This is a genomic window from Sorangium sp. So ce693, assembly GCF_051521375.1.
In the GTDB taxonomy this organism is placed as follows: domain Bacteria; phylum Myxococcota_A; class Polyangia; order Polyangiales; family Polyangiaceae; genus Sorangium; species Sorangium atrum.
The window spans coordinates 3210198-3233593 of the sequence record NZ_CP150347.1; the positions used below are offsets into that span (position 1 = coordinate 3210198).

21 protein-coding genes and 1 pseudogene are annotated in these 23396 nt (G+C 68.9%); 13 read left to right on the forward strand and 9 right to left on the reverse strand.

Annotated features, from left to right (window positions below; translation table 11 throughout):
• The first annotated feature begins 76 nt into the window (after positions 1-76).
• The 3 genes from WMF14_RS12370 to WMF14_RS12380 all read left to right on the forward strand — a co-directional run bounded on the left by WMF14_RS12370 (position 77) and on the right by WMF14_RS12380 (position 2868).
• The gene (locus WMF14_RS12370; protein WP_437801102.1) at positions 77-1096 is read left to right on the forward strand and encodes an NAD-dependent epimerase/dehydratase family protein; all 1020 of its coding nucleotides are present in this window, start codon (positions 77-79) and stop codon (positions 1094-1096) included.
• A 67-nt stretch (positions 1097-1163) separates the two neighbouring features.
• On the forward strand, positions 1164-1922 hold the full coding sequence (locus tag WMF14_RS12375; protein ID WP_437801104.1) for a hypothetical protein: 759 nt from the start codon (positions 1164-1166) through the stop codon (positions 1920-1922).
• Positions 1923-1956: 34 nt separating this feature from the next.
• Complete coding sequence (locus tag WMF14_RS12380; protein ID WP_437801106.1) at positions 1957-2868, forward strand: MBL fold metallo-hydrolase; 912 nt, start codon at positions 1957-1959, stop codon at positions 2866-2868.
• 26 nt (positions 2869-2894) lie between these two features.
• Here the strand turns inward: WMF14_RS12380 and WMF14_RS12385 are convergent, their stop codons facing one another.
• The 3 genes from WMF14_RS12385 to WMF14_RS12395 form a co-directional block, all read right to left on the reverse strand.
• On the reverse strand, positions 2895-3017 hold the full coding sequence (locus WMF14_RS12385) for a hypothetical protein (RefSeq protein WP_437801108.1): 123 nt from the start codon (positions 3015-3017) through the stop codon (positions 2895-2897).
• A gap of 327 nt (positions 3018-3344) precedes the next feature.
• Positions 3345-3764: an outer membrane protein assembly factor BamB family protein gene (locus WMF14_RS12390; RefSeq protein ID WP_437306528.1), complete on the reverse strand. Its 420-nt coding sequence runs from the start codon at positions 3762-3764 to the stop codon at positions 3345-3347.
• A gap of 267 nt (positions 3765-4031) precedes the next feature.
• Complete coding sequence (locus WMF14_RS12395; RefSeq protein WP_437804197.1) at positions 4032-4388, reverse strand: DUF5906 domain-containing protein; 357 nt, start codon at positions 4386-4388, stop codon at positions 4032-4034.
• Between the two features lie 211 nt (positions 4389-4599).
• On the opposite strand from WMF14_RS12395, the gene WMF14_RS12400 reads away from it, so the two are divergent.
• On the forward strand, positions 4600-5511 hold the full coding sequence (locus WMF14_RS12400; RefSeq protein ID WP_437801110.1) for an SDR family NAD(P)-dependent oxidoreductase: 912 nt from the start codon (positions 4600-4602) through the stop codon (positions 5509-5511).
• A 135-nt stretch (positions 5512-5646) separates the two neighbouring features.
• On the opposite strand, the pseudogene WMF14_RS12405 reads toward WMF14_RS12400, so the two are convergent.
• Positions 5647-5895: pseudogene (locus WMF14_RS12405) on the reverse strand (nuclear transport factor 2 family protein); the annotation flags it as partial.
• Between WMF14_RS12405 and WMF14_RS12410 the strand changes: the two are divergent.
• On the forward strand, positions 5804-6004 hold the full coding sequence (locus WMF14_RS12410) for a hypothetical protein (RefSeq protein ID WP_437801112.1): 201 nt from the start codon (positions 5804-5806) through the stop codon (positions 6002-6004). The pseudogene WMF14_RS12405 and the gene WMF14_RS12410 sit on opposite strands and share 92 nt — an antisense overlap.
• Positions 6005-6907: 903 nt before the next feature.
• Here WMF14_RS12410 and WMF14_RS12415 read toward each other — a convergent pair.
• Positions 6908-7063: a hypothetical protein gene (locus tag WMF14_RS12415; RefSeq protein WP_437801114.1), complete on the reverse strand. Its 156-nt coding sequence runs from the start codon at positions 7061-7063 to the stop codon at positions 6908-6910.
• A 704-nt stretch (positions 7064-7767) separates the two neighbouring features.
• Between WMF14_RS12415 and WMF14_RS12420 the strand changes: the two genes are divergently transcribed.
• The 3 genes from WMF14_RS12420 to WMF14_RS12430 all read left to right on the forward strand — a co-directional run bounded on the left by WMF14_RS12420 (position 7768) and on the right by WMF14_RS12430 (position 12127).
• A complete protein-coding gene (locus WMF14_RS12420) occupies positions 7768-7983 on the forward strand; it encodes a hypothetical protein (RefSeq protein WP_437801116.1) in 216 nt (71 codons plus the stop codon).
• Between the two features lie 52 nt (positions 7984-8035).
• Positions 8036-8758 (forward strand): serine/threonine-protein kinase, encoded by a 723-nt coding sequence (locus tag WMF14_RS12425; RefSeq protein ID WP_437801118.1) that lies wholly within the window; start codon positions 8036-8038, stop codon positions 8756-8758.
• Between the two features lie 426 nt (positions 8759-9184).
• The gene (locus tag WMF14_RS12430; protein WP_437801120.1) at positions 9185-12127 is read left to right on the forward strand and encodes an SBBP repeat-containing protein; all 2943 of its coding nucleotides are present in this window, start codon (positions 9185-9187) and stop codon (positions 12125-12127) included.
• A 689-nt stretch (positions 12128-12816) separates the two neighbouring features.
• On the opposite strand, the gene WMF14_RS12435 is transcribed toward WMF14_RS12430, so the two are convergent.
• Positions 12817-12966, reverse strand: coding sequence for a hypothetical protein (locus tag WMF14_RS12435; RefSeq protein ID WP_437801122.1), 150 nt, complete (start codon positions 12964-12966; stop codon positions 12817-12819).
• Between the two features lie 473 nt (positions 12967-13439).
• On the opposite strand from WMF14_RS12435, the gene WMF14_RS12440 reads away from it, so the two are divergent.
• The 4 genes from WMF14_RS12440 to WMF14_RS12455 all read left to right on the forward strand — a co-directional run bounded on the left by WMF14_RS12440 (position 13440) and on the right by WMF14_RS12455 (position 18901).
• Entirely contained in the window at positions 13440-14948 is a 1509-nt protein-coding gene (locus WMF14_RS12440) for a choice-of-anchor Q domain-containing protein (protein ID WP_437801124.1), read from the forward strand.
• Positions 14949-15615: 667 nt separating this feature from the next.
• Positions 15616-16323: an RNA polymerase sigma factor gene (locus tag WMF14_RS12445; RefSeq protein WP_437801126.1), complete on the forward strand. Its 708-nt coding sequence runs from the start codon at positions 15616-15618 to the stop codon at positions 16321-16323.
• Positions 16320-17573: a FecR domain-containing protein gene (locus tag WMF14_RS12450; protein WP_437801128.1), complete on the forward strand. Its 1254-nt coding sequence runs from the start codon at positions 16320-16322 to the stop codon at positions 17571-17573. Before WMF14_RS12445 ends, WMF14_RS12450 begins: the two co-directional genes overlap by 4 nt.
• A 158-nt stretch (positions 17574-17731) precedes the next feature.
• Complete coding sequence (locus WMF14_RS12455; protein ID WP_437801129.1) at positions 17732-18901, forward strand: hypothetical protein; 1170 nt, start codon at positions 17732-17734, stop codon at positions 18899-18901.
• 225 nt (positions 18902-19126) lie between these two features.
• Here WMF14_RS12455 and WMF14_RS12460 read toward each other — a convergent pair whose 3' ends face one another.
• The 3 genes from WMF14_RS12460 to WMF14_RS12470 all read right to left on the reverse strand — a co-directional run bounded on the left by WMF14_RS12460 (position 19127) and on the right by WMF14_RS12470 (position 22393).
• Positions 19127-19471 (reverse strand): hypothetical protein, encoded by a 345-nt coding sequence (locus WMF14_RS12460; protein WP_437801131.1) that lies wholly within the window; start codon positions 19469-19471, stop codon positions 19127-19129.
• A gap of 75 nt (positions 19472-19546) precedes the next feature.
• On the reverse strand, positions 19547-20893 hold the full coding sequence (locus WMF14_RS12465; RefSeq protein ID WP_437801133.1) for an endo-1,4-beta-xylanase: 1347 nt from the start codon (positions 20891-20893) through the stop codon (positions 19547-19549).
• 378 nt (positions 20894-21271) lie between these two features.
• Entirely contained in the window at positions 21272-22393 is a 1122-nt protein-coding gene (locus WMF14_RS12470) for an L-type lectin-domain containing protein (protein WP_437801135.1), read from the reverse strand.
• A gap of 225 nt (positions 22394-22618) precedes the next feature.
• Here WMF14_RS12470 and WMF14_RS12475 point away from each other — a divergent pair, with 225 nt between their 5' ends.
• Positions 22619-23317 carry an alpha/beta hydrolase family protein gene (locus WMF14_RS12475; RefSeq protein WP_272102978.1) on the forward strand — a complete coding sequence of 233 codons (699 nt, stop codon included), beginning with the start codon at positions 22619-22621 and terminating at the stop codon, positions 23315-23317.
• Positions 23318-23396: the final 79 nt, after the last annotated feature.

Sequence of the window (23396 nt, forward strand, 5' to 3'; positions counted from 1 at the left end):
TAGACAATAAGTGTAGCGATGCTATAGATGATCCTGGAGGGCGCGCCGGAGCGGGCCCGAACAGGAGAGATTCGTCATGGCAGAGACCGTGTTCGTCACCGGAGGCAGCGGCTTCGTGGGCCGCGCCATCGTCCGTGCGCTCATCGCGCGTGAGTACCGCGTCCGTGCCCTCGCGCGAAGCGCCGCCAGCGCTGCCAAGCTCGCCGCTCTCGGCGCCGAGCCCGTCCGCGGCGACCTCCACGACGCCGCCGTGCTCACCGAGGGCTGCATGGGCGCCGCGGTCGTGGTGCACGCGGCCGCGTCCCTCACCTCGGCCCTGCGCTGGGGCGAGCACGCCCGCACCAACGTCGAGGGCACCGGCGGCTTGCTCGCAGCGGCGCGCGCGGCCGGCGTCCGCCGCTTCATCTACCTCGGGGCTGCGTCGGTTGTCATCGAGGGCTCTCGGCCGAGCGAAGGGGAGGAGGACGCTCTCCCGCCCAGGGTCGACCGCTCCTTGCCGTACAGCGCGACGAAAGCGCTCGCCGAGGCGATGGTGCTCGAGGCAGACAGCCCCGCGATGCGCACCGTGAGCCTCCGCCCACCGATGATCTGGGGCCCGGACGCGCCGACCCTCGACATCATCGCGGAGGCCTTCCGCGCCGGGCGCTTCGCCTACGTCGGCGGGGGCAAACACCTCTACAGCGTCGCCCACGTCGACAATGTCGCCGAAGCGGTGAGCTGCGCAGTGCGCAGTGACGTCGGCGGGCGCGCGTATTTTGTGACCGACGACGAGGTCACGCCGATGCGCACCTTCTTGACGGAGCTCATGGCGACGCGCGGCGTGGACGCGAAGGCCTGGTCCGTACCCCTCCCCCTGGCGGTGCTGTTCGGGTGGCTCCTCACCAACCTCTTCGGGTGGTTCGCGCCGCGACGGCGCCCACCGCTCACCCTCGAGGACGTGCGGCTCCTCGGGCAAACGCTTCACCTCTCGTCTGCTCGGGCGAAGAAGGAGATTGGCTACCGCGCCGTGCGGAGCCGCGCGGAAGGCCTCGCCGCGCTCCGGGCCCATGGCAGCGCCGTTCGGCGGAGCGGCGAGAGCCCCGCGCTCGCGCATTGAGGCGCGGTCGGTGCCTGTACTGGTTCTCCGTGAGGGTGACAGCGGCTGGCAGAGAAGAAGAGAGAAGATGGAGAAGGCAAGAGGGCGCACGGTGGCGAGAGCGAGCTGCCATCGCGCCGAGGAGAATGCCACCGCGCTCGCTTCGGGCAACGTCGCGCCCTCGCCATCCTCGCGATGCTCGGCAAGCGGCTGCGCGCGGCTGCGGGCGGCTGCGGGCGCTCGGTTGCCCTGCATTGCGCGCGGCGGCCCCGCGACAGCGCTCCGGCGCTCGCTCGCCGGCGCCGCGCTGGCAGGCGCGCTCGCCTGGGGCTCCCCCGCCCGCGCCGCGGAGACGCAGAGCCTCGCCGAGGCGGGGATAAGCCCCGACCTCGCCTGGGCCGCGTCGCAGCTCATTCCGAGCCCCACCTGGCACCTCTACGCCGACGACACGCGCTTCGGCCTGCGCTGGCAGCTCACCCCCCTGCTCTACTCCTTCGGCAGAAATCGGAGGCTGTCCCCCTGGCGCAGCCTCCTCGCCGAGCCGCTCGCGCGGCATGCCGGAGCGCTCGAGATCCATGTCACGCCCGAATACCTCTTCTCCGGCGCCGGCATCGAAGATCACGTGCAGCTGACTGGCGGCGTGCGCGCCTACTTCCCCCTGCTCCACCGCGGAGAGTACCTCTCCTGCTCGCTCGGCGGCTCCGCCTTCACGCTCGGCGGCGAGGTCGCGGCGGCGTACGAGGCCGGCCTCTACACGCTCTTCGGTGTCATCGGCGTGCAGGTCGCCTACTCTCCGACGCGCGCGCTGCGCGGGACCACGTTGACGCTCAACCTCAGGTACTTCTGACCCCATGCTCCGCGCAGCAAGCTCCACCGCTCTCATGGCGCTCCTCGCCGCCTCGGCGCTGTCCTGCAACAGCATGCCGGGGCGCGTCCTGTCAGGCAACACGGGCGCGCTGTTCGGCGGCCCGGCGCCCGTCGCCAACAAGGTGCGAGAGCCCTACCGCAAAGACGCGCGCCTGGCCGTCCTCTGGGTCGGCCACGCGACGGCGCTCGTCCAGATCGACGACAAGCAGATCCTCACGGATCCGGTCTTCACCTCGACCGTGGGCCTCCTCTCCGCGCGGCTCGTCGAGCCGGGCCTGGACCCGGAGCACGTGCCGCCCCTCTCGGCGGTGCTGGTCTCGCACACGCACTTCGATCACCTGTCGCTCGGCTCGCTCGAGATGATCGAGGAGAAGACACCGGTGCTCTTTGTCCCCCGCGGCGCCCTCCCCTACGTGCCCGATTTCGCGTTCGACACGATCGAGCTCTCCACGTGGCAGCGCTGGGAGCACGACGGGCTGCGGATCACCGCCGTCCCGGTGAAGCACGGGGGAGGCCGCTACGGAGTCGACATCGCCCTCGGCTGGGGTGGATTCACGGGGTACGTCGTGGAATATCATGGGGTCACCGTCTACTTCGGCGGGGACACCGCTTACGATCGCAAGGTGTTCACGGAGACGCGGGCGCGGTTCCCCGCGATCGATCTCGCGCTGATGCCGATCGCGCCGATCGGGCCGCGCGATTTCATGCACTCGCGCCACGTGGACCCGGCAGAGGCGCTAGAGGCCTGCGAAGAGTTGGGCGCGAAATGGGTGGTGCCGATCCACTTCGACACGTTCATCAACTCCTCGGACGAGCCCGGCCAGGCGGTCTCCGAGCTCAAGCGCGTGATGGCGGCCCGGCGGATCGCGCCTGGGAAGGTCCACATCCTCGCGCCGGGAGAGCAACGAATCTTGCTCGGCCGCTAGGATCGAGCGCCGGAGGGAGGTCGCTCCTACGCGCTCGCGAACGGCAACACGACGCTGAACGTCGTCCCGACATCGAGCTCGGCTGGAACATCGGTCGGCTCGCCGAGCGCGGAGAGGAAGCGGACGATGTTCCGGGGCTCAGTGACCATGGCGACGAGCCTCATCCGCCCCTTGCAAGCTGGGCACTCGAGGATATCGATCGCACATATGCGGCGCAAGAGCTCGGCGCGGTTTGTCGACCGCCCGATAGCCGCCACGCGCGTCCTTTACAGCTGAAGGCACCAGCCGACTCTCTTCGCAGCGCTCGCACCGGAGCCGCGCGAACCCGCGGCAGAGCAGTCCGCAGTCGAGGTAGGCTTCGAGCTCCTTCTTCGCGTGCTTGGGTGTCCGGACGGCGATGGCGCCGTCGTCGATGGCCCCGTACAGCGTCTCCACGTTGTCGCGGGAGGCGCGGGCGGCGTAGCGCCGGGGGGGCGTCAGTCCTTGTCGTCCGGCTGCGCCACATTGTCCGGCACGCCCAGGGCGACCGGGCCCATCCCCTTGCTCTTGAACTGGTTGTGCCAGAGGCTCTTGCCGGTGAGAGAGAAACACTCCACCTCGCCCTGCTTGGCGACGAAGAGCCGGTCTCCCTCCAGGAGGAGCGTGGCGCGGCCCTGCGTGGCCGCCTTCACCTCCCAGAGCAGCTCGCCCGTCGGGTAATGCAGACAGGCGACGCGGCTGAAGCTCGCCGCGTAGATCGCCGCAGGCGTGATCAGGAGCGCTGTGGAAGAGAAACCGACCCCGGCCTGCTTGTACTCCCAGAGCACGCGCCCGGTGGCCGGGTCGACGCCGAAGATCTGATCCCGGAACGCCGCCACCAGCACCGGCGCCGCCGCGATTGTTCGGTATTCGCTCATACGTCCCCTCGCTTCCTGATTGCGTCCAGCGAGCTATCAGCGGGGGGGCGGCGCGGCAAGCTGCGAGCACGTGCGGGGTCGCGAGCCGCGCGCACGGCGAAGATGCGAGCTCGCATGGGCTCCTGGCGGAAAGGTGATGCGGGGAGCGAGCTCATCTCAAGCGGCTCCTCGCTGCGCTCCTCCGGCGCAATGGTAGTCTATCGGAACACCTCGGAGAGCGCGGGGGTGGCTCCGCTCGCGGAGGGCTCGGGGCCGCTCGCGGCGGCGTCACGGGCTCGCGAGGCGGGGACCGATCTCTCGTTCTACGAGGTCGTCCTCGTGGACGAGCTCGAGACCCCGATCGCCGGCGTGCCCGGCGACCGGCCGGAACTCAAAGGGATCACGGTGCTTTCTCTCCGCCGTCACCGGATCGCCGGTCACCACCGCCTTGAACGCTCCACCCTCGAGGCGCTCTCCGCTGGGCGTTTCCGACACGAAATTAGCCAGTTTCCCTTCTGGCGCAGACAGCGCAAATCGCTCCGTCCACCGTTGCGGCGGAAGGCTCGCGAGTGCTTCCGGCGGAAACATCGCCCTCACGAGGTTGATCCCCGCGCTCTTGCCGTTCCCGCCCTCGCCAAATAGAATCGGGCAGCGCTGAAATCTGACGGTGTCGCCAGCGTAATGTAGACAATATTACATATTCGAGTGAACTCGTTGGATCTGTTGGTATTTATACGCGGATCAGTGGATCGTATTTCTTGTACGTTATGCCAACTGCCGGTCGTTGGCAGAAAATTCTTGACAGGCCGGAATGACTTCGCGCGGGCTATCCTCGGTGGCATGCCAGCGCGAATGCTTGGACGGCCTCGAGCTCGTCAAGGCGAGCCCGCGGCGCCGCGAACGTCGCGACGAGCACCGACGGTCCCTCGGGCCGCTCCTCTTCGCCGTCGTCCCGTCAGCTGGAGACAGCCAGTCTTTCGATCCATTCCAATACTTATTACACGGAGTTGAGGTTGCCATGCTCAGCAATAAAGTCGTTTTGATCACCGGGGCCACATCGGGAATCGGGGCCGCGACAGCGATCGCGGCGGCGCGGGCCGGCGCCAAGGTGGTGCTGGCCGCGCGACGCCAGGAGATGGGCGACGCGCTCGTGGCCCGCATCAAGGTGGAGGGTGGAAACGCGCTGTTCGTCCGCACCGACGTCACCGTCGAGGCGGACATCCAGGCTCTGATCGAGCGCACCGTGGAGGCCCATGGGCGGCTGGACAGCGTCTTCAACAACGCCGGTATCGCCACCGCGCTCGGGCCGCTCGCGGACGTGCCGGTCGCCGATTACCTCGCTCTCATGCAGGTCAACCTGCACAGCATCTATCTGTGCATGAGGTATCAAGTGCCCGTCATGAAGAAGGGCGGCGGCGGCTCGATCGTCAACTGCGGCTCGATCGCCTCCACGGTCTCTGCGCCCGGGTTCGGCGTCTATGCCGCGACCAAGCACGCGATCCTCGGCCTCACCAAGTCTGCGGCCATCGACTACGCGGCGGACAAGATTCGCGTCAACGCCATCCTGCCCGGCCCGGTGGAGACCGAGATCTGGGATCATATGCAAAGCGGCGAGCAGGTGCTCGACGCCTTCGGCGCGGCCACGCTGATGAAGCGGTACGCGCACGCAGACGAGATCGCTCGACCGGCGGTCTTCCTGCTGTCCGACTGGTCGTCGTACATGACCGGCACGCAGCTGACCGTGGACGGCGGCTACACCGCAGTGTGACCCGGGGCGGCGCGCCTCGGAAGATCCAGGCGCGCTGCCGGCACCTCGCCGCGACGTCGTTCCCGAGGAGCGCATGCTCGCGCAGATCGTGAATTGGCCCCCTGAGACGGTTCGTACGATGCTGCCGAACATCAGCCGATAGAAGGGCTCGTTGGCGGCGCGCCCGGAGACCCAGGTTGGCGCCGGCGGCATGGTGGTGCGCATGTCTTCGTGGAACAACGCGACCAGGGCATCCAGGTTCGCCTCCTCGAAGGCGCGCACGTACTGTTCGAGCAGACGCGGATCCACTTGCGTGGTCCTCGCGATGTCGACCGGCTCCGCCCCGCCGATCTTGCTGCCGGTCGCGGAGCGGGCGCGGAACAACGCGCTGTTCGCGGCCTCCACGCTCGTAGCGAGCGCTTGCGCCGCGGACTCACCCCTCTGGTGCGACCGGCAGCCCGAGCAGCCGACCGAGCGCCTCGTGAACGACCCGGGCCGCCACCTCGTCCCCTAGGGCGACGGCGCGGCTCAGGATGCTGGCGAGCGAGGCCAGCACGACCGCTCGAGGCGGCGGATCGGTCGCGACGCGCTCCCCAGGCCCCGGGCTTGACGCTTGGGTCAGGGTTGGGCCCACGCCTTCCGAGGGGCTGCGATCCGTCGTCACGCCCTCCCCAAATCCCGGGGCATCCGACGTATCGCGACGGTTCGTCCCCGCGGAATCGTCCCGCCAGAAAAACGGGGCGATAACGAGCGGCCGCCGGAAACAGTAGCCATTTTCCTAGTTTCCGCCTGTTTCGCCGCCGAAGGCGGCTCCGGTGTGGCCCAACGGGGCGTCCTCCGCCGTCGCGTCGCCTGCGGTGAAGGGCCCGCGGCACCACCGATCGGGGTCGGCGCCTAGCCTGACAGCGCAGCGCCGAGGGATTCTCCTTCGCTCGCCGCCCTGTTGCCGGGCCCTTCGATGCGCTGCCGCCTGTTTCGGAATCGTGCCTGCGTCCCCGCACTCTGGACATCCGGGGTGAGCGCGACGACGAAAAGTTCAAGGAAGAAGTCCGAGCGGACGTGGCCAAGCTCGGCGGCTTTGTGAAGATCGTCGATCGGACCTGGAGGATCAAATCGCGCGACGCTGGAGGCATCATGTACTGATGTCAACGCCGTCGATCCAGATCGAGGCGCGTTCCGCGTCGACGAGGGCGCCGAGTGCGTAGGCAAATCAAGCCGGAGCGCAGCGCGAGGAAGTGCATCGCAGCAATCCGAAAGGGTGGGACCGCGAGCGTCGTGATGGCTCGGTCCTGGGTCAAAAGAGCGTGGTCCGGGCGGCGCCGAGCGCGCTACGGTGCGCATCGGCGTGCCGTGGGCACACGTGTCCGTCCGGGCGTTGGTCTGGCCCGGGCGGCGCGTCGCGAGACGCTATGCGGCGTCACCGAGCGCCTTGCGGCGCAAAATGGTGCTTTTCCAGTACGGTGGCCGCTGCGTCGGCGCTGAGAGAGCGTGTTGGAACATGGGTCGGCTCGCCGAGCGCGGAGAGAAAGCGGGCGATGTTCCTTGGCTCGGTCACCAGGGCGACGAGCTTCATCCGCCCCTTGCAAGCTGGGCCCTCGAGGACATCGAGCGCAAATGTGCGGCGCAAGAGCTCGGCCCACGGTCACGTGCAGATGCGGATTGAGCTCGAGCCGGTCGAGGTAGGCGAGCCACCTGTCGTAAGACCAGCCGAGCCGATCGATCCAGTGCCAGTCCCCGCCGACGCCCGTGTAGAGGAACCTGCTCAGCTCGGACGACGGGATTTCCGCCCAGAGGATGGCGACGTCCGGCCGGTCCGGCGTGAACGGGCGCAGATCGCCGGGGCTCACTCCAGATACCAGGTCGTGAGGCTCACGTGCGCGGGATTGACCCCTTGCGGCGCTGTCGACGGAGCGTCGATTTCCGTTTCCCTGGAAGGCGGCCGGTGCGCGCGAGCATGTCCTGTCACCCCCCTTGGCGGCGCTGGAGCCGGCCGCCGGCAGCGATGCTCACCCGGGCGATGCGCGGCTCCTCGCCGCAGGACAACGAACCGCGCCGCGTTTGTCAAGCGATGACCATGGCCCGGCGGCGCGCGGCGACGGCATACGGCATTGCCCCTCAACTCAATATTTGCGCCATTCGCACGGAGCGTGACGCTACCCGACATCGATATCGGCTGCACCCGTCGTCGATGCGAGACGATCTGGAAATGGAGGGAACATGGTTTCATATCGCCGTCGAGCGCCCGCCAAAGTGCTTTTCGCAGGGGCGTGCTCGGTCTTGCTGTGGTGCGCAGCCAGCGCCGCGGTGCTGGCCCTGGCTGGCTGCGCGTGGGAGGCCGAGGAGAACGAGGGAGGCACAGAGCGCGAGGGCCGCGCCGATATGCCCATCCAGGACGGGTATGCCGACCGCGTCCACGATGGTGTCGTCGGGCTCCGGAGCTTCTCCGGGGGCCGGCTGACGTGCTCGGGCGTGCTCATCGCTCCGAGCGGATAGGACAATCGAACGCGTTCCCCAAAGTCAAGATTCTCGGAGCCGTTCCTGACTCGTGCAGTCCGGCGGTACGAGCTCATTGACAGAACGGGCCTTATGCGATCAGGCAGGTCTTCCACGCCTGAAACGCCTGGGATTACCGCGACGTAGCACCAAGCGGAAGGCATCCTACCGTATAGCTGTCCCCTACTGGCGCGACGCGTATTCGGAGCTGCCGGTGCTTCGGGCGCGCTTCGAGCGGGAGGCGCGCGCCGCCGCGCAGCTCAAGAGTCCTCATATCGTGCAGGTCCACGACTTCGGCTTCGAGGACGAGGTGCCCTACCTCGTCATGGATCTCCTGCAAGGCGAGGATCTCGGCAAGCGCCTCCAGCGGTGCGGCCGCCTCTCGCTCCCGGAGACGCTGAACATCATCGTCCAGGCCGGGAAGGCGCTCCGCAGCGTCCATGAAGCGGGGGTCGTGCACCGCGATCTCAAGCCCGCCAACTTCTTCCTGGCACGCGTCGACGGCGAGGATGGCGAGATCGTGAAGCTGCTCGACTTCGGGACCGCGAAGGACATCTCGGCGGCACTCGCGTCCGACATCTCGCTGGGCTCCGGGGGGTCATGGCGGGGCTCCGACCGGGTGCCCGTCCCCTCCGGGGCGGCAGCGCGAAGCGCCGCGCCCGCGCGCCCCACGTCCCCGGCCACCGCTCGGACCGCGCCGACACCGGCGCCGCACAAGACACTACCGGGTCCTCGCAAGAAGTCCGGCGGGCGCGGGCCGGACTGGGGGCGATAGAGCCCGCGTCCCTGGATGAAGCGCTGCGTCCCTGGGTGACGAGCACGCTGCCGCATGTGCCCCCTGCACGGAGGCGGAACAATCCCGTCCCTGGAGTGGCGCTCACCTGCGCGCGGTACGGGCTCAGCCGAGGAGCTAGCCTGCGGCTAGGTGGTGCAGATCTGAAGCTTGAAAGGTCAGGCACGCTCGTTGCCCATGGCGCCAGCGACTCCCGCGAGAATCGGAGCGCGATGAGGGGCTATCCGGAAGCTCTGAGCTTTCGGCGGCGAGGAACGCGCGCTCGTCGAGGGCAGGCGGAGTCAACGCCGGACTCGCGGCCTCACACAGGCTGGATAGTACGGGGCAACCAACAAAGAGAACGAAGCATCGGTTTTTCCCAGCCTCAGGGCCATGTCGAATTGACATCATTTACTGCGAGGTTCAAGCATGAAACGATTTCATTGTGAGACGCTCTCCGTGTGCATCCTAGCAGCAGGCGTCGCCGCTTGCAGCGGCTCGACCGGCGATCCTCTGCCGGTGGGCTCGACGAGAGGCGCCCAGCCCGACCAGTCTGCGCCGATCTCCTCCGGGGACGACGGCTCCGGAGCGGAGGGGGATGATCTCGCGCCCGCCGGAGAGCTGAACGAAGATACCAGCGCGACCGAGGAGGAGCTGAGGCCCAAGGAGGACGACTCCCCCCTGTCCACGCTCCCGTTCGACCCCACGGGGGGGGATCGCCCGAAGGGCCTCCCGCTCCCCTTGCAGAACGTGACCTGCCCCAGCTTCGAGGGATTCACGTGGCATGACGAGACTCCCACGACCGGCGCGGACCTCGGGAATGCGGTCGCCGCGTCCTGCGACGCCGTCTACCAGGTCGGGTCCACCACCGGGGCCATCTTGGGCGAGGTGAACAGCGGCGCGAGTGACGCTTTCATCCGCAAGGTCGGGCATGACGGGAAGCTATTGTGGGGCGCGCAGATCGGCACGTCGGCTATCGACCAGGCGACGAGCGTCGCCGTCTCCTCGGCCCAGTGCCCCACCAGCGGCAACGAGTCGCTCTACGTGGTCGGCCACACGAGCGGCGCGATCGTAGCCGGCCAGAACAAGGGATCTTCGGACGTCTTCCTCGTCAAGCTGAACGCAAACGGGACCGAGGCGTGGCGGCGCCAGTTCGGTACGGCTGGGGTGGATCAAGCGTGGTCTGTGGCCCACGCACCTGATGGCAGCGTCTACGTGGTGGGCTCCACAGCCGGGAATCTCGCCGGGGTGAACCCGCCGCCGACGAACGGCACCACGTCGCTGTTCGTGGCGAAGTATTCGGCGAGCGGCAATCATGTCTGGACCAGGCAGCTCGGAGTGAACAACAAGACGACCATCGCGCGTGGCGTGTCCGTCGGAGCCGATGGGCAGGTCTACGTCGCCGGTTACACCACCAACGCGCTGGCAGGCCAACCGTACGCGGGCGGCAGCGCTGATGCCTTTGTCGCCCGCTACAGCGACAGCGGTGCTCTGGGCGGGCTGGCTCTCCTCGGCACGAACCTCCAGGACCAGGCGTTCAGCCTGGCCACTGCGGTGGAGTCGGGTCAGACCGTCGTCTACGTCTCCGGCACGACGAACGGGAACTTTCCCCCTTATGCCTCTTCGACGAAGTATGACGCCTTCCTCGCCAAGCTGGACGCGAGCCTCACGACGCAATGGATCCGGCAGACAGCGGCGAGCGAGAACGTCTCCGCTACGTCGGTGGCCGTCGTCGGTGGATCTGTCGTGTTGACCGGCCAGACCTCCCGCGACCTCGACTCCGACGCGCCCCTCGGGAGCGAGGACATGTACCTGCGCGAGTACAGCACGGCGGGGGCACACCTGCGGACCGAGTACATCGGCACGAACGCGACGGAGACGGGACAAGGGCTCGCCGTCGATCCGAGGGGCAACGTCTTCCTGACGGGCAGGACGGACGCGCCGTTCTGCGGTCACTCCTTCGGCGGCGGTGGTAGCGACGCCCTCCTCGTCAAGGTCATGAAGGGGTGCCGCGTGGACACCCCGGATCAGTCCTGCAAGCCCGCCGTGTGCTGGGGAGACCCCCATTACGTCAGCTTCGATAATGTCGCCTTCGACTTCCAGGGGGAGGGCGACTTCGTGATGGCGACCAGCGCGGCCACTCCCGATCTGGAGATCCAGATCCGGCAGTGCCCCGTGTCGCCGGGCGTCTCGACCGGCCGGGCCGTGGGCGCGCGCATCGCGGGTGATCTCGTGGAGTTCCACGTGAACGGCGCGCTCTACTTGAACGGGCAACAGACGACGGTGCCGTCGAGCGGCGCGCTCGCGCTCGCCGGCGGCGGGAGCGTCTACCAGTCCGCGAGCGGCAGGACCGTGCTGGCCTGGCCGACGGGAGAGCGGCTGGCGCTGCATCCAAGGAGCTATGTCCTCGGCTTGTACTTGGACATGCTCTTCCTCGTCCCGCAGGCCAGCGTGGGCAAGATGGTCGGCCTCTTCGGGAACGCCGATAACGACCCCACCAACGAGTTCATGATGGCCCGGGACGGCAGCGCGCTGAGCAGCGGGCTGACGTTCTTCGAGATGTACCAGGACACGAACAGCTACGCGGACGTCTGGCGGGTGGGCGCCGCCCCGGGCGACGTCGCGCTCATCCAGCAGGGCACGCCGTGCGGCGGTCCGGCCGGTCCCGGGCAGCCGGCGTGGCTCAACAACCTGACCCCCGCGCAGAGGGCCGCGGGCGAGCTGGCCTGCGCCGGCATCACCGACGAGGCCCTCAAGCAGACGTGCATCCTCGACGTGGGCCTCACCGGCGACCCGAGCTTCGCGGACTCGGCCCAGGACGCCGCCACGGATCTCGCGAGCCACGGGCAGGGCGGGCTGGTCATCAACAGCCCCCGCAGCGTCTACTTCAACAACTTCACCGGATCCATCGGCCCGGAGTGGGAGTCCATCGTCACCAGCGTCACCCCGCTCGGAGACCGCACCTTCCTGGGGCAGTTCGGCAACGAGACGGTGAACCTGACGCTCAACGATCTCGCCCCCCACACCGAGCTGACCGTCAGCTTCGACCTCTACCTCGCCAACGCTTGGGACGGCGATGGCCCCCTTGGCCCCAGCGTCTGGACCGCCTCCGCGGAGGGCGTCGAGCTGCTCAGCGGGACCTTCTCCAACACCCTGAGCTCCCAGAGCTATCCGCTGGACGGGAGCCTGGCCGGGTCGGGAGCGCGCGAGGTGAACACCCTCGCCTATCCGTACGGCGACTCCGTGTACCGCATGAAGCTGGTCTTCCCGCACTCCGCGCCCGACCTCGCGCTCGACCTGTCCGCGGCTGGGCTGACCGGCCTCTTCGATGAGGGCTGGGGCGTGGCCAACTTCGAGGTCCAGGGGCGCTGACGCTCCCTGAAATAGCCGTGAAGTAACCTCGACGGGCGGGCATCTCCATAACCCGCCGGGCTATCGCCCATGGCGGAGCGGCGGGCCGGGGGGGCGGCGGCCCGCGAAGCTCGCTGCCGCGGCGGCGGAGGCGCTCGCCGAGCACCCGGCTCGCGCTCGATATGTCGGCGCGCGAGAACGCAGAGCGCGAGCGCGCAGCGTTGCAGGAGGAGATCATCCGGGTGCAGCAGAGCCGGCTAGCGGAGCTGTCCACGCCGATGATCCCGATCACCGAGCAGGTGATGGTCATGTCTCTCATCGGGACCATGGATGAGCAGCGTGCCAGGCACGTGCTTGAATCTGCGCTCTCTGGCGCCGACGCGCATGGTGCGCGTGCCGCCTCCGTGCCAGCATGCAGGAGCCTCTTCACCACTCGTTTCCCCACTGCTCCCCGTGGCGTCCGCAGTTCCGCCAAGGCGTCGCCATGCAGCATCGCGGCGAGAGGGTCGTCGCCTGCGCACGCCGCCGCGCTTGCCTCCCGGCACAGGCCTGCTGCCTGCCGGCATCACTTTCCGGATGCCTCCGGGGCGCTTCGGCACGCAACCGCCGCGCGCGGGCGATCCCAGTAAAGCCTGCGCGCACTGGCGAGCGGCAAGGCTCCGGCAGCGAGTCGACGCGAGCGGCGGGCTCGACGTTCGGCCCAAGCTTGCTCACCCCTCCGGTGCCACCGGCAGCCCGAGCAGCCGACCGAGCGCCTCGTGAACGATCCGGGCCGCCACCTCGTCTCCGAGGGCGACGGCGCGGCTCAGGGTGCTGGCGAGCGAGGCGACCACGGCTGCCCGAGGCGACGGCCCGATCACGGCGAGCTCCCCACGCCCGAGGCTTGACGCTTGGGCCCGGGTTGCGCCCACGCCTTCCGAGGGGCTGCGATCCGTCGTCACGCCCTCCCAAAATCCCGGGGCATCCGACGTATCGCGACGGTTCGTCCCCGCGGAATCGTCCCGCCAGGATTTACGATCCAGCATGGCCTGGAGGTTCGCGGTCGGGTGCCCCGTACCCGGTAGCTCCGAAGCGAAACGTCAACACCCACTGCCTCACGAGGCGCAGGGTGGGATTTCCTACAACGAACTCCATGGAAGAGAGGCCTTGATGAAACGCTGAGCGATGTCAGGTGGGAGCGTTCTTGGAACCAGGAAAATGCGCATGGTGCTCGTACCGCGAGCTGACAAACTGGAAAGGCGCGGAAGGGCTGCGTGCGATGTTGAACGGATCCACGCCCAAGACGCCTCCGCGCGTGCAGCATTCCTTTCTCACAGAGGGGCCGAGGATGAGCATGGTACGAAGAGCCGTGTCCGCGTTCGTCGCGCTGGCTGTCGTGGTCGCAGGGTCGCGCGCCGCGCGCGCACGCACCATCGACGTGCCGGAGGACTACCCGACGATCCAAGCCGCCGTCGAGGCGGCCGAAAACCACGACAGGATCCGCGTCGCCCCGGGCACGTACCCGGAGTCCATCGCGTGGACCGGCAAGTCCATCGCGCTGATCGGCGCCGGGCCGGACGCGACGATCGTGGATCCGAGCCTCGGGCCGGGCGGCCGGTGTCTGATGCTGGTCGACGTCCCCCCTGGCACCAGGGTGGAGGGCTTCACCTGCCGGAACGGCACGACCGACGCGACCAGCCCGGACGGCGGCGGGATGCTGATCCAGGGGGGCCGTCTGCAGGTCAAGAGGGTGGTTTTCCAGAACAACCTCGCGTTCGGGAACGGAGGTGGATTGTGGATCGAGGGGGCCAACGTGACCCTCCACGACGCCAGCTTCCTCGACAACGAGGCTGATAGCAGCAGCGGCGGCGGCGGCGGCGGCGGCGGGCTGGGCATCACGCTCGGTGGCGAGGTGAAGGTAGTGCGATCCATCTTCTCCTTCAACTTCGCCAACCCGTCAGGGGGCGGCCTCATCGTCCTCGACGGCAGCAGCGCGAAGGTGGTTGAGTCCCGTTTCGAGGGGAATTTCGGCAGGAGCGGGGGCGGGATCTGGTCCGTCGACAGCGAGTTGAAGGTCTCCGGCTCCGTCTTCTCCGGCAACGTCAGCGACTTCAGCGGGGCCGCGCTCGGGGGCTCCAACAGCAGCGTCGAGGTCGCCTATTCGACGATCGACGGCAACGAATCGGACTCACGCCAGCAGCACGTAATCCGTGTCAGCGGGAGCCTGGCGATGTTCCGGTCGAGCATCACCGGCAACCTGGGTGGCGGGATCGCGTCCATCGGCGACCTCACGGTGCTCGACTGCTCCTTCGCGAACAACACCGCAACGAGGGGTGGAGGGATCAACACCACGGGCACTGCGCGCGTGACCAACAGTGTCTTCTTCGCCAACACGGCGAACGGCGCCGGCGGCTTGAACGATATCGAGGCACTAGGCGGCGCGATCTACGCGAACGGCGATCTGCGCGTGACGAACTGCACCTTCTATGGCAACCTGGCCCAAGGCTTCAAACTCCCCTCGGATGGCGGCGGGTTGTACGTCGCCTCCGGGACCACAACGGTGCTCAACTCCATCCTCTGGGGAGACTCGCCCAATGAGATCGCGGGCCCCGGAACGGCCGTGATCACCTACAGCGACGTGATGGGCGGCTATCCCGGCACCGGCAACATCGACCAGGATCCGCTCTTCGTGGCCCCTGCTGAGGGCGATCTGCACCTCCAGGCTTCCTCGCCCGCCCGGGATGCCGGGCTCTTCACAAGCTCCTTGCCGAAGACGGACCTGGATGGAAATCCGCGCGTCTCGGGGGCCGCTCCCGATATGGGCGCTTACGAGATCCGCGGAGGGAGAAGGGGGTGTGAATGACCTCGCAGGGGGCGAGGCTCGCCCCGGGGTCGTGCACGCGCCGTGGCGGCACCGCGAACATACGAACACCGAAGGCGCTCGCGCGGCGCGTGCCAGGCCTAGCGCTCCCGAGCGGGCCGTGGCCGAACACGTGACCCGGAGTTGCGGTGACACTTCCTTGAGCCACGGGCCCCTGCTCCGGGAGGACTGAAAACAGGGACCGGATTCTCGTCGACGCGACACGCTCGCCGCGGACTCTCGAAGGAGGGAGGGGGGCGCGCAGCGTTGCACGTGATCTGAGCCAGCTCACCCGGGCTCCCGGTAACCACACGACAGCATGGTCTCGTGATCGCTCGCGAGCGTGAGCGCCTCGATGCGCCGGCTGGCCGTCGGCGTCTACGTGTACAAGACATTGTGGCTATTGCCGGCACAGCGCGGGTCCTCCGGCGCCGTCGTGGCGGTCACCATGAAGACGTCGACGAACGGCAGCGGCTCCGTCACCGCACCCGGTCCAGCAGAGGCAACGGAGGCGTCGACATCTCTCTCCGGAGCCTTGCCGGACTCCTGCCGGGCGGAACCAGAGGGGCGGTGCGGCGGGATCGGGGTGGATAGGGGGCGCCGCGGCGGGCATCCAGGACGATCCTTCGCCGCCCAGCCTGCTTTCCGGCGGATCGGCTACTGAAGGAGCATGGGAACCGCCGAGCCCCACCCCCCAAGCCGCCGGCTCAGGCTCGTCTCCTCCCAGGGCGCCGCGGGGCAGGGCGCCGGGGGCCCGCCCTCGCCCGCGACCGCCAGCGACGAGGAGCTCCTGCTCGCCTTCCAGCGGGGCGAACGAGGGATCGGCCTGCGCCTCTACGAGCACCTGCTGCCGGTCGTCGACCGGACCCTCTACCGCATCCTGGGTTGCCGCGAGCAGGACCACGCCGACCTCGTGCAGGGCGCGTTCGAGCAGATCGTGAGCACACTTACCAAACGCCGGTTCGCGGGGGAGTGCAGCCTGGCGGGCTGGGCGTCGGTCATCGCCTGCCATGTCGGCCTGAGCGCGCTGCGCGCCCGCCGGCGCGAGCGCAGGGTCATCGATCGCACGCCGGGGTCGCCGGAGCCCGGCGCCGAGCCCGAGCCGCCCTCGCAGGGCGCCGACCCCGAGCGAGAGGTGAGCGCGCAGCGCGATCTCGAGGCCCTGCGCCGGCACCTCGCGGCGATGGACGGCGACCGCGCGGCCGCGCTGCTGCTCCACGCCATGGGCTATTCCCTCAAGGAAATCGCTGATTTAACAGGTGTTTCCGTGGCCGCGGCCCAGTCGCGGCTGTCGCGGGGGCGGCGGGAGCTCCAGGCGCGCTTTGAACCCGAGGCGGCGGCGCGACGCGACCCCGCTCGACCCGAGGAGCCACGATGAAGCAGGACGACGTTGACGCCACCCCGAACGAGCGCGCCGCGGCGGCCGGCGTGGACGGCGTGGAGGCCTCGCTGCGGGCGCTTGTCGAGCAACCGGTGCCGCCGCTGCCCAGGGTCCAGGCGCGGTACCTCCAGCAGCGGATCGCCGGCCGCATCGATCAGCTCGCCGCCGAGGCGGCGGAGCGGCGCGCCCGCGGCGCCCGGCAGAAGCGGGCCGCCCTCGCCGCGGCGGCGCTGGCGGCCGCCCTGACCGCGGCGGCCGCCGGCGTCTTCATCATGGTCCGGACGCGCGAGGCCCCGCCCGCCGCGGCGCAGGTGACGGCGCTCCAGGGCTCGGTCGAGATCGCGGCAGGGGATGCGACCCGCTCGCCGCCGTCGCTCTCCCTCGTGCCGCTCGCGAGCGACGAGGAGCTGCGGACCGGCGAGGGCGCGCGGGCGAAGGCGTCGCTCGCGACGGGCGCTACCGTCGAGGTCGGGCCCTCGACCCGCGTGAGGTTCGCGCCGGTGGGCGCCGGGCGCGACCGCGCAGGCGACGTCGTCGCCCTCGAGCAGGGCAGGATCGCCGTCGAGGTGCCGCCGCTGCCGGCGGGCATGAGCCTGTCGGTGCACACGTCGGACGCGGTGGTCACGGTGCACGGGACGCGCTTCTCCGTCGAGCGGCGGCCCGACGCGGCGGGAGAGCCGGCCGAGACGCGCGTGTCGGTCGTGGAAGGGCGGGTCGCCGTGCGCCGCGGCGAGGTCGAGCGCTTCCTCGGCCCAGGCGAGACGTGGTCGTCCCGCGACGAGGAGCGCCGATCGGACCGGCCCGCCGAGGGACAGCCGGGCGACGCGCCGGCGCCGCCTCGCGATGGGCAGGACAGCGATGGGCAGGACAGCGCCGCCGGCGAGGGCGGCAGGGGCGACAAGGCCGGCGAGGGCGGCGCCGGGGAGCCGCGCACGCCGCGCGACGCGCGCGAGGCCCCGGCGCGCACCTCGCTCACGGCCGAGAACGAGCTGCTCCAGGGCGCGATGGCGGCGCGGCGGCGCGGGCAGCCGAGGCCGGCGATCGAGCGGCTCGATCTCCTCCTCGCCCGCTACCCGGACTCGCCGCTCGCCGAGATCGCCCGCGTGGAGCGCCTGCGCGCCATCGAGATGCTCGGCGACAAGGAACGGACGGCGGCGGAGGCGCGCCGGTACCTCAAGGACTACCCGCAGGGCTTCGGGCGCGAGGAGGCCACGTCCGCCTCCCGCCCCGGCGGCGCTCGCCCCTGAGCGCCCGCGCGCGGGGCCGTCTCGATTTTTTTTGACGAACCCTGCCTGCTCCCGGCGCCTCCGGCGACTTTCACTTCATCGAGGAGATCATCGCGCCGGCGATCGGGTTCGCCGGCTGCGCTCCAGGTCGTGCTTGCTTTCGAATTGGGAGGATCCCGATGCGTTCATTCGCGTTGACAGGGTGGTTCTGTGGTGGGCTGTTGTCGCTCGCGGCCGTCGCCACGGCCTGCACCGGATCGGGCACAGGAAGTGCCAATGGCAATATCATCTCCGGGGGAGGCTCCGGCGAAGACTGCGTCCCGTCGGGCGATGAGGGGAATGCGCCGGCGCCGAGCTTCCCTGGGTCCGGCACGTCGGGCGCCGGCGAGCCCATCACTGCGGACCTCGATCCGCTGTCGTGCGGCGCGAGCGCGCTGGGCGTCCCCGTGGACGACACCGCCCAGGTCGACTGTTATTACACGAACAACAACCCGACGACCCCGATGGCCTTCGTCGAGCGGGTCGTCGAGATCGCCGAGAGCGAGGAGCTCGTGCACGTGCGGCTGACGCTCAACCCCGCGTTCGTCGACAACACGTATGGCGAGACGGCCATCGGGTGGGGCGGCGACGAGGAGCCTGCCGGCCCGCAGCCCGGCGGCCCGCAGCCCGGAGGCCCGAAGCCCGGCGATGGGCCGAAGCCGAAAGGGCACGGGGGCCACACCTTCAAGGATCTCGTGGGCAGCGACAAGGCCCAGTTCCAGCTGACGGACGGGAAGGGAGAGCTCGTGCTCGACTTCTACGTCGACTACCTCTCGGTCGACGAGGCGAGCCCCTCGGGTTATGCGTCGCTCGGCGTGCTCGGCGGAGAGGGCAAGATGCTCCTCGGAGACGCCGGCGCCGTCGTCGCGGCGACCACCTCGCTCGACCGCGATCTCAACGCGTGCGGGTACGGCGCGTACCTCGAAGACTCTCCGGAGACGGACGAGAGCTACACCCCCAATGCGGAGACGCCGAACTGGGATTACCGCGTCGTGTACGACGTGTGGGTGAGCGCCTCGGCGTTCGGCACGGCGGGCTTCGGCGACGCGACCATCAGCTACGTGCACGCCTCTCCGAGCAAGTACCCGTCGGACACGGTCACCGTGACGCCGGGGCCGTGCCCCACCCCGACGACGTGTGAGGGCGACGACCCGCCCGCCGGCGGCGGGGGCAGCGATGCAGGCGAGGATCCGGGCGGAGACGTGGAGTGCAAGGAGTCCGGTGGGGAGTGCACGGCCAACACGGACTGCTGCTCGGACGGCGACGTGTGCCTGAGCGGGGTGTGCCAGCAGCTCGTGATCCCGCAGTGAGCTGCGGCTCCTAGGCGCACTCGGGGCACAGCTCGAGGTGCTGCGCGGCCTCGCGCAGCGCCTCCGGCACCGGCGCCCCCTCCGCGACGAGCTCGGCGTACCGCGGCGCGTCGTTGCAGGTCAGCTCGTCGGGCCTCGTCGCGAAGACGGCTGTGGCCAGATTCCGGATCTCTTCCCATCGCGCCGCGTTCTCCTACCGCCGAACGTTCACGTTCACGTTCACGTTCACGTGATCGTGGTCGTCAACGATAGGCCGTGAACGACCACGACCACGACCACGTAAACGTAAACGTAAACGTAAACGTAAACGTGAACGTGAACGTGAACGTGAACGTGAACGTGAACGTAAACGTAAATCGTGGTCGTGGTCGTGGTCGTGGTCGTGGTCGTCAACGATAGGCCGTGAACGACCACGACCACGACCACGACCACGTAAACGTGAACGTGAACGTAAACGTGAACGTAAACGTAAACGTAAACGTAAACGTAAACGTAAACGTAAACGTAAACGTAAACGTAAACGTAAACGTTGGTGACCGATGGTGGGGTGGAGGGGGGCGGGCTTCGCACCGGCTGGTGCGGGAGGACGAGGATCCGGGCGGAGACGGGGATGAAAGGGTCGCCGCCCGCGGATCGCGGAAGGCGCTACTTGCCCAGCAGGGCGTTCATCACCCGGTTGTAGGTCTCCTTCTTCCCGTACTGGTCGTTGAAGAGCAGCGACTGCGAGCTTTGCCCGTTGCACAGCGCCCCGCTCCAGCTGTTGAGCCACGACCTGCCGTCGTTGATGCCCCAGAAGGTGATGCCCGTGCACTTGGGCAGCTTGAAGCAGGCCTCGACGATGTCGTGGTAGTACGCGAGCTGCTCCTCCGCCGTGACCACGCCGCCGCAGCGGTTGATGTCCATCTCGGAGATCAGCACCTCCAGGCCCAGGTCGGTGAAGCGCTTCAGGTTCGCCGCCACGTCCGCTCCAGTGGCCTCGTTGTTCGGCGGCCCGATGTGCATCTGGAACCCGACGCCGTCGATCGGGACCCCCCGATCGACCATCCCCTTGACCATGTTGTAGACGAAGTCGACCTTCGCGTTGCGCGCGTCGATGCTGTAGTCGTTGTAATAGAGCTTGGCCTTCGGATCCTGCTCTCTCGCGATCTGGAAGGCGAGGTCGATGTAGTTCTCCCCGATCTGGTTGAGGAACACCGAGGGCCTCATGCGGGGATTGCCGACCCCGGTGTCGCTGTCGGTCTGGACGGCCTCGTTGACGACGTCCCAGGTGTCGACCCGGTCCTTGAAGTGCCCCATGACCTGGGTGATGTGCCTTCGCATGGCCGCCGTTACATTGTCCTTGCCGGTCATGGAGCTCATCCAGCCAGGCAGCTGGTTGTGCCACACCAGGGTGTGGCCCTTGACCTTCATGTTGTTCTGGCGCGCCCAGTTCACGATGTTGTCCGCGGAGCCCCAGCTGAAGTTCCCCGCGCTGGGCTCGAGCGAGTCCCACTTCATCTCGTTCTCCGCCGTCACGTAGCTGTGCTCAGCGGCGGCGACGCGCTTGTAGTCGTTGTTGCCGAGACCACCACCGGAGATGGCCGCTCCGATCAAGATCGGGGGGTTCGCCTTCTCACCGGCCTCCCGCAGCGTGCTGGCGCTCGCCGCAGGGACTCTTGCGCTGGCGCCGCCGCCCGCGCCATCGCTGCCGCCCGCGCCTTCGCCGCCGGCGCCGCTGCTGGCGCTCGTCGCGCCGCCGCTGCCGCTCGTCGCGCCGCTGCTGGCGCTCGTCGCGTCGCCGCCGCTGCCGCTCGTCGCGCCGCTGCTGGCGCTCGTCGCGTCGCCGCCGCTGCCGCTCGTCGCGCCGCTGCTGGCGCTCGTCGTGCCTCCGCCGGTGCCGCCCGTCGCGCTGCCGCTGCCGGTCGTCTCGTCTCCATTGCCGTCACCGCTGTCCGAGCAGCCGGCTGCAAACAGGAACGCCGAGAGGAGAAGTGTAAAGGGTGCTGATCTCATGCTCGCATGCTCCAAAGTAAAATGTATTTACTAACTCACGCGACCTGGTGCCTTGATCATCCGCGGGGCCAGGTCGCGCGCGGGCGGCACCCGAGGTGGTGCCGAACCGGCAGTATATCGGCCGCTGTCTCCCAAGCATACAGCTTCACGAGGCGGACCCGAAGGATAAGGGGCTCAGGAAGGGAATTCCAGGGCTGTTCGAGAATTTTGACATGGGGATAATGTGCGCCCGAGACCGAGTCGGTAGGGCGCCCCACACGCGGCTCGCCGTGCTCCTGGGGTGCACCTGCTGCTGGGGCGCACCTGCTCCCCGGAACGAGCAGGAGGTCGCCGCAGACCTCGACGATCGCGCGACGAAACGTCCTTTGGCGCCGGCGCTCAGAGGCAGCGGGGAGAGGGGAAAGTGATCTTCACATTCCGGATCTCCTGGCGGGCGGTGGCGGCTCCCGTGCCGGCGGCGAAACCATAAAAGAACTTCGACCCGACGGGGAAGCCGGGGATGGCGAACCCCTGGAACTGGAGCTTGCCGTCGATGTTCAGGCTCACCTTGCCCTTGTCGAGCTCGATCTGCGCTTTATGGAACGCGCCGTCGCCGAGCGCGACGCCGCTCGTCCCCTGGCCCAGCGAGCCGAGGACGCCCCCGTCGCAAGGCTTTGTGAGATCGTCCACGCCCACGTGGTTCTTGTTGGCGTCTGTGCAACCGAGGTTGTGGTAGGTGTCGATCTCGACGCCGAAGCCGGCGAGCCCGGCCATACCGAGTCCGCCGCCGCCGTCGCCCACGGCCGTCTCTCCTGTCGTCTGGAGCATGAAGCCCATCCCGTCGCCGCCGCCGAGGCGGAACTCGAACGCCGCGGTGAAGACGTCGGCGGCGAGGGGATTCCGGTAGATGATGGTGCCTGCCTGCCCGTGTTCGGCCTCGGTGAGCACGCCAGCCAGCCTGTCGGCATCCCAGAAGGCGTCCCCATTGAAGGACCACCCCTTTGGCAGTGAGGCCATGTCCGCGGCGAGGCTCACGCCGCAGGCAGTTCCAGCGGGGCATATGCCCTCGTCGGTCTGCCCATCGCAATCGTTGTCGACGAGGTCGCACGCCTCCTCGTGCGCCGGCACGCTCTCGCCGGTGCACGGACCCCAGGCATTGCCGGAGCAGACTTGATCGCCCGCCTTGCACACCCCGACGCCCTGGGTGCCCGGAGGGCCCGTGTAACAGCTCCGTCTTTCGCCCTCCGCGCAAACGCAGCCTTCATCGACGATCCGATCACAGTCGTTGTCGAGCCCATCGCACACCTCCGGCGTCGGGACACACCCGGGGCCTGGCTCGTCGGGGCCTGGCTCCTCCGGACCTGCTCCCTCGGTGCCTGGCTCCAGGAGGATATCGCTCCGACCGCCGCACATGGACACGGCCGCGGCGAGCGCCGGGAGCAGGAAGAGGGCCTTTGCGCGCGCTCGCCGGCCTGCGCCTGCCGCCGCGTGTGAAGAGCGGAGTGGCTGTGAAGATTGCATGTCCCCTCGATCCTCGGCGCGACCACGGATTGCGCGGAGGATACAGAACACCCTCGCGCCAGCACGCCTGCGCCGCAGCCTACCAGATCGAGGCGAGCGCACCTCCAGGAATCCGGAGGGTGAAGGTCGGGATCCTGCCGAGCGCGACGCGGCCGCGCCGTCTCCGGGCGTTCGACCGACGTGCGTCTCGACGAGCGGCGCCGGTCCGTGGCATGGATGGGCCTCATGGCCGAGCGCTCCATCTCGATTCCGATCGTCGGCAGCAGCCCTGTCTCGGGCGTGATCCACGCTCCGAGGACGCGAGCGAAGCGCTCCGGCCTGGCCGTCGTCCTCGGCCATGGCGCCGGCAACGACATGAACGCGCCCCTCGTTGTCGACGTCGCCGGGCGGCTGGCGGCGCGAGGGCACACCGTTCTCCGTTTCAATTTCGTCTACAAGGAGCTCGGCCGGAAGGCGCCCGATCGGCAGCCGCTCCTCGAGAAGGCGTTCGAGGCGGCGATCGGGAGGGTGCTCGAGGACCGGCCGGAGCGCCTCGTGATAGGCGGCAAATCGATGGGAGGGCGGATCGCGTCGCTCCTCGCGGCCCGCGGCGTCCGCGCGGACGGGCTGCTGTTCCTCGGCTATCCGCTCCACCCCGCGGGCAAGCGCTCGCCGCTCCGGGACGCGCACCTGCCCGCGATCCCCGCGCCGCTCCTGTTCCTCCAGGGCACGCGCGACCCGCTGTGTGATCTCACGCTCCTCCGGCCCGTCCTGAAGCGCCTCGGGGAGCGGCCCAGCCTGCACGTGATCGAGGGCGGCGACCACTCGCTCGATCTCCTCAAGTCCGCGGGGCGGACCAGGGAGAGCGTGCTCGAGGAGATCGACCTCGCGATCGACGGTTGGCTGAAGGCGCGGGTCCTCTCCCCGCGCCCGAAGGCGCCGTGACGGCGATCGCCCCCGACCTGCCGGAATGACGGAGGCGCCAAGGCGCCAGGCACAGAATCTTATCTTGGCGTCCTTGGCG

Coding starts and splice junctions, on each gene's coding strand:
- WMF14_RS12375 (WP_437801104.1), top strand. CDS start 1,164: ATGGAGAAGGCAAGAGGGCGCACGGTGGCGAGAGCGAGCTGCCATCGC.
- WMF14_RS12430 (WP_437801120.1), top strand. CDS start 9,185: ATGAAACGATTTCATTGTGAGACGCTCTCCGTGTGCATCCTAGCAGCA.
- WMF14_RS12370 (WP_437801102.1), top strand. CDS start 77: ATGGCAGAGACCGTGTTCGTCACCGGAGGCAGCGGCTTCGTGGGCCGC.
- WMF14_RS12455 (WP_437801129.1), top strand. CDS start 17,732: ATGCGTTCATTCGCGTTGACAGGGTGGTTCTGTGGTGGGCTGTTGTCG.
- WMF14_RS12475 (WP_272102978.1), top strand. CDS start 22,619: ATGGCCGAGCGCTCCATCTCGATTCCGATCGTCGGCAGCAGCCCTGTC.
- WMF14_RS12415 (WP_437801114.1), bottom strand. CDS start 7,063: ATGAAGCTCGTCGCCCTGGTGACCGAGCCAAGGAACATCGCCCGCTTT.
- WMF14_RS12385 (WP_437801108.1), bottom strand. CDS start 3,017: ATGGTCACTGAGCCCCGGAACATCGTCCGCTTCCTCTCCGCGCTCGGC.
- WMF14_RS12445 (WP_437801126.1), top strand. CDS start 15,616: ATGGGAACCGCCGAGCCCCACCCCCCAAGCCGCCGGCTCAGGCTCGTC.
- WMF14_RS12470 (WP_437801135.1), bottom strand. CDS start 22,393: ATGCAATCTTCACAGCCACTCCGCTCTTCACACGCGGCGGCAGGCGCA.
- WMF14_RS12390 (WP_437306528.1), bottom strand. CDS start 3,764: ATGAGCGAATACCGAACAATCGCGGCGGCGCCGGTGCTGGTGGCGGCG.
- WMF14_RS12380 (WP_437801106.1), top strand. CDS start 1,957: ATGGCGCTCCTCGCCGCCTCGGCGCTGTCCTGCAACAGCATGCCGGGG.
- WMF14_RS12450 (WP_437801128.1), top strand. CDS start 16,320: ATGAAGCAGGACGACGTTGACGCCACCCCGAACGAGCGCGCCGCGGCG.
- WMF14_RS12440 (WP_437801124.1), top strand. CDS start 13,440: ATGGTACGAAGAGCCGTGTCCGCGTTCGTCGCGCTGGCTGTCGTGGTC.
- WMF14_RS12465 (WP_437801133.1), bottom strand. CDS start 20,893: ATGAGATCAGCACCCTTTACACTTCTCCTCTCGGCGTTCCTGTTTGCA.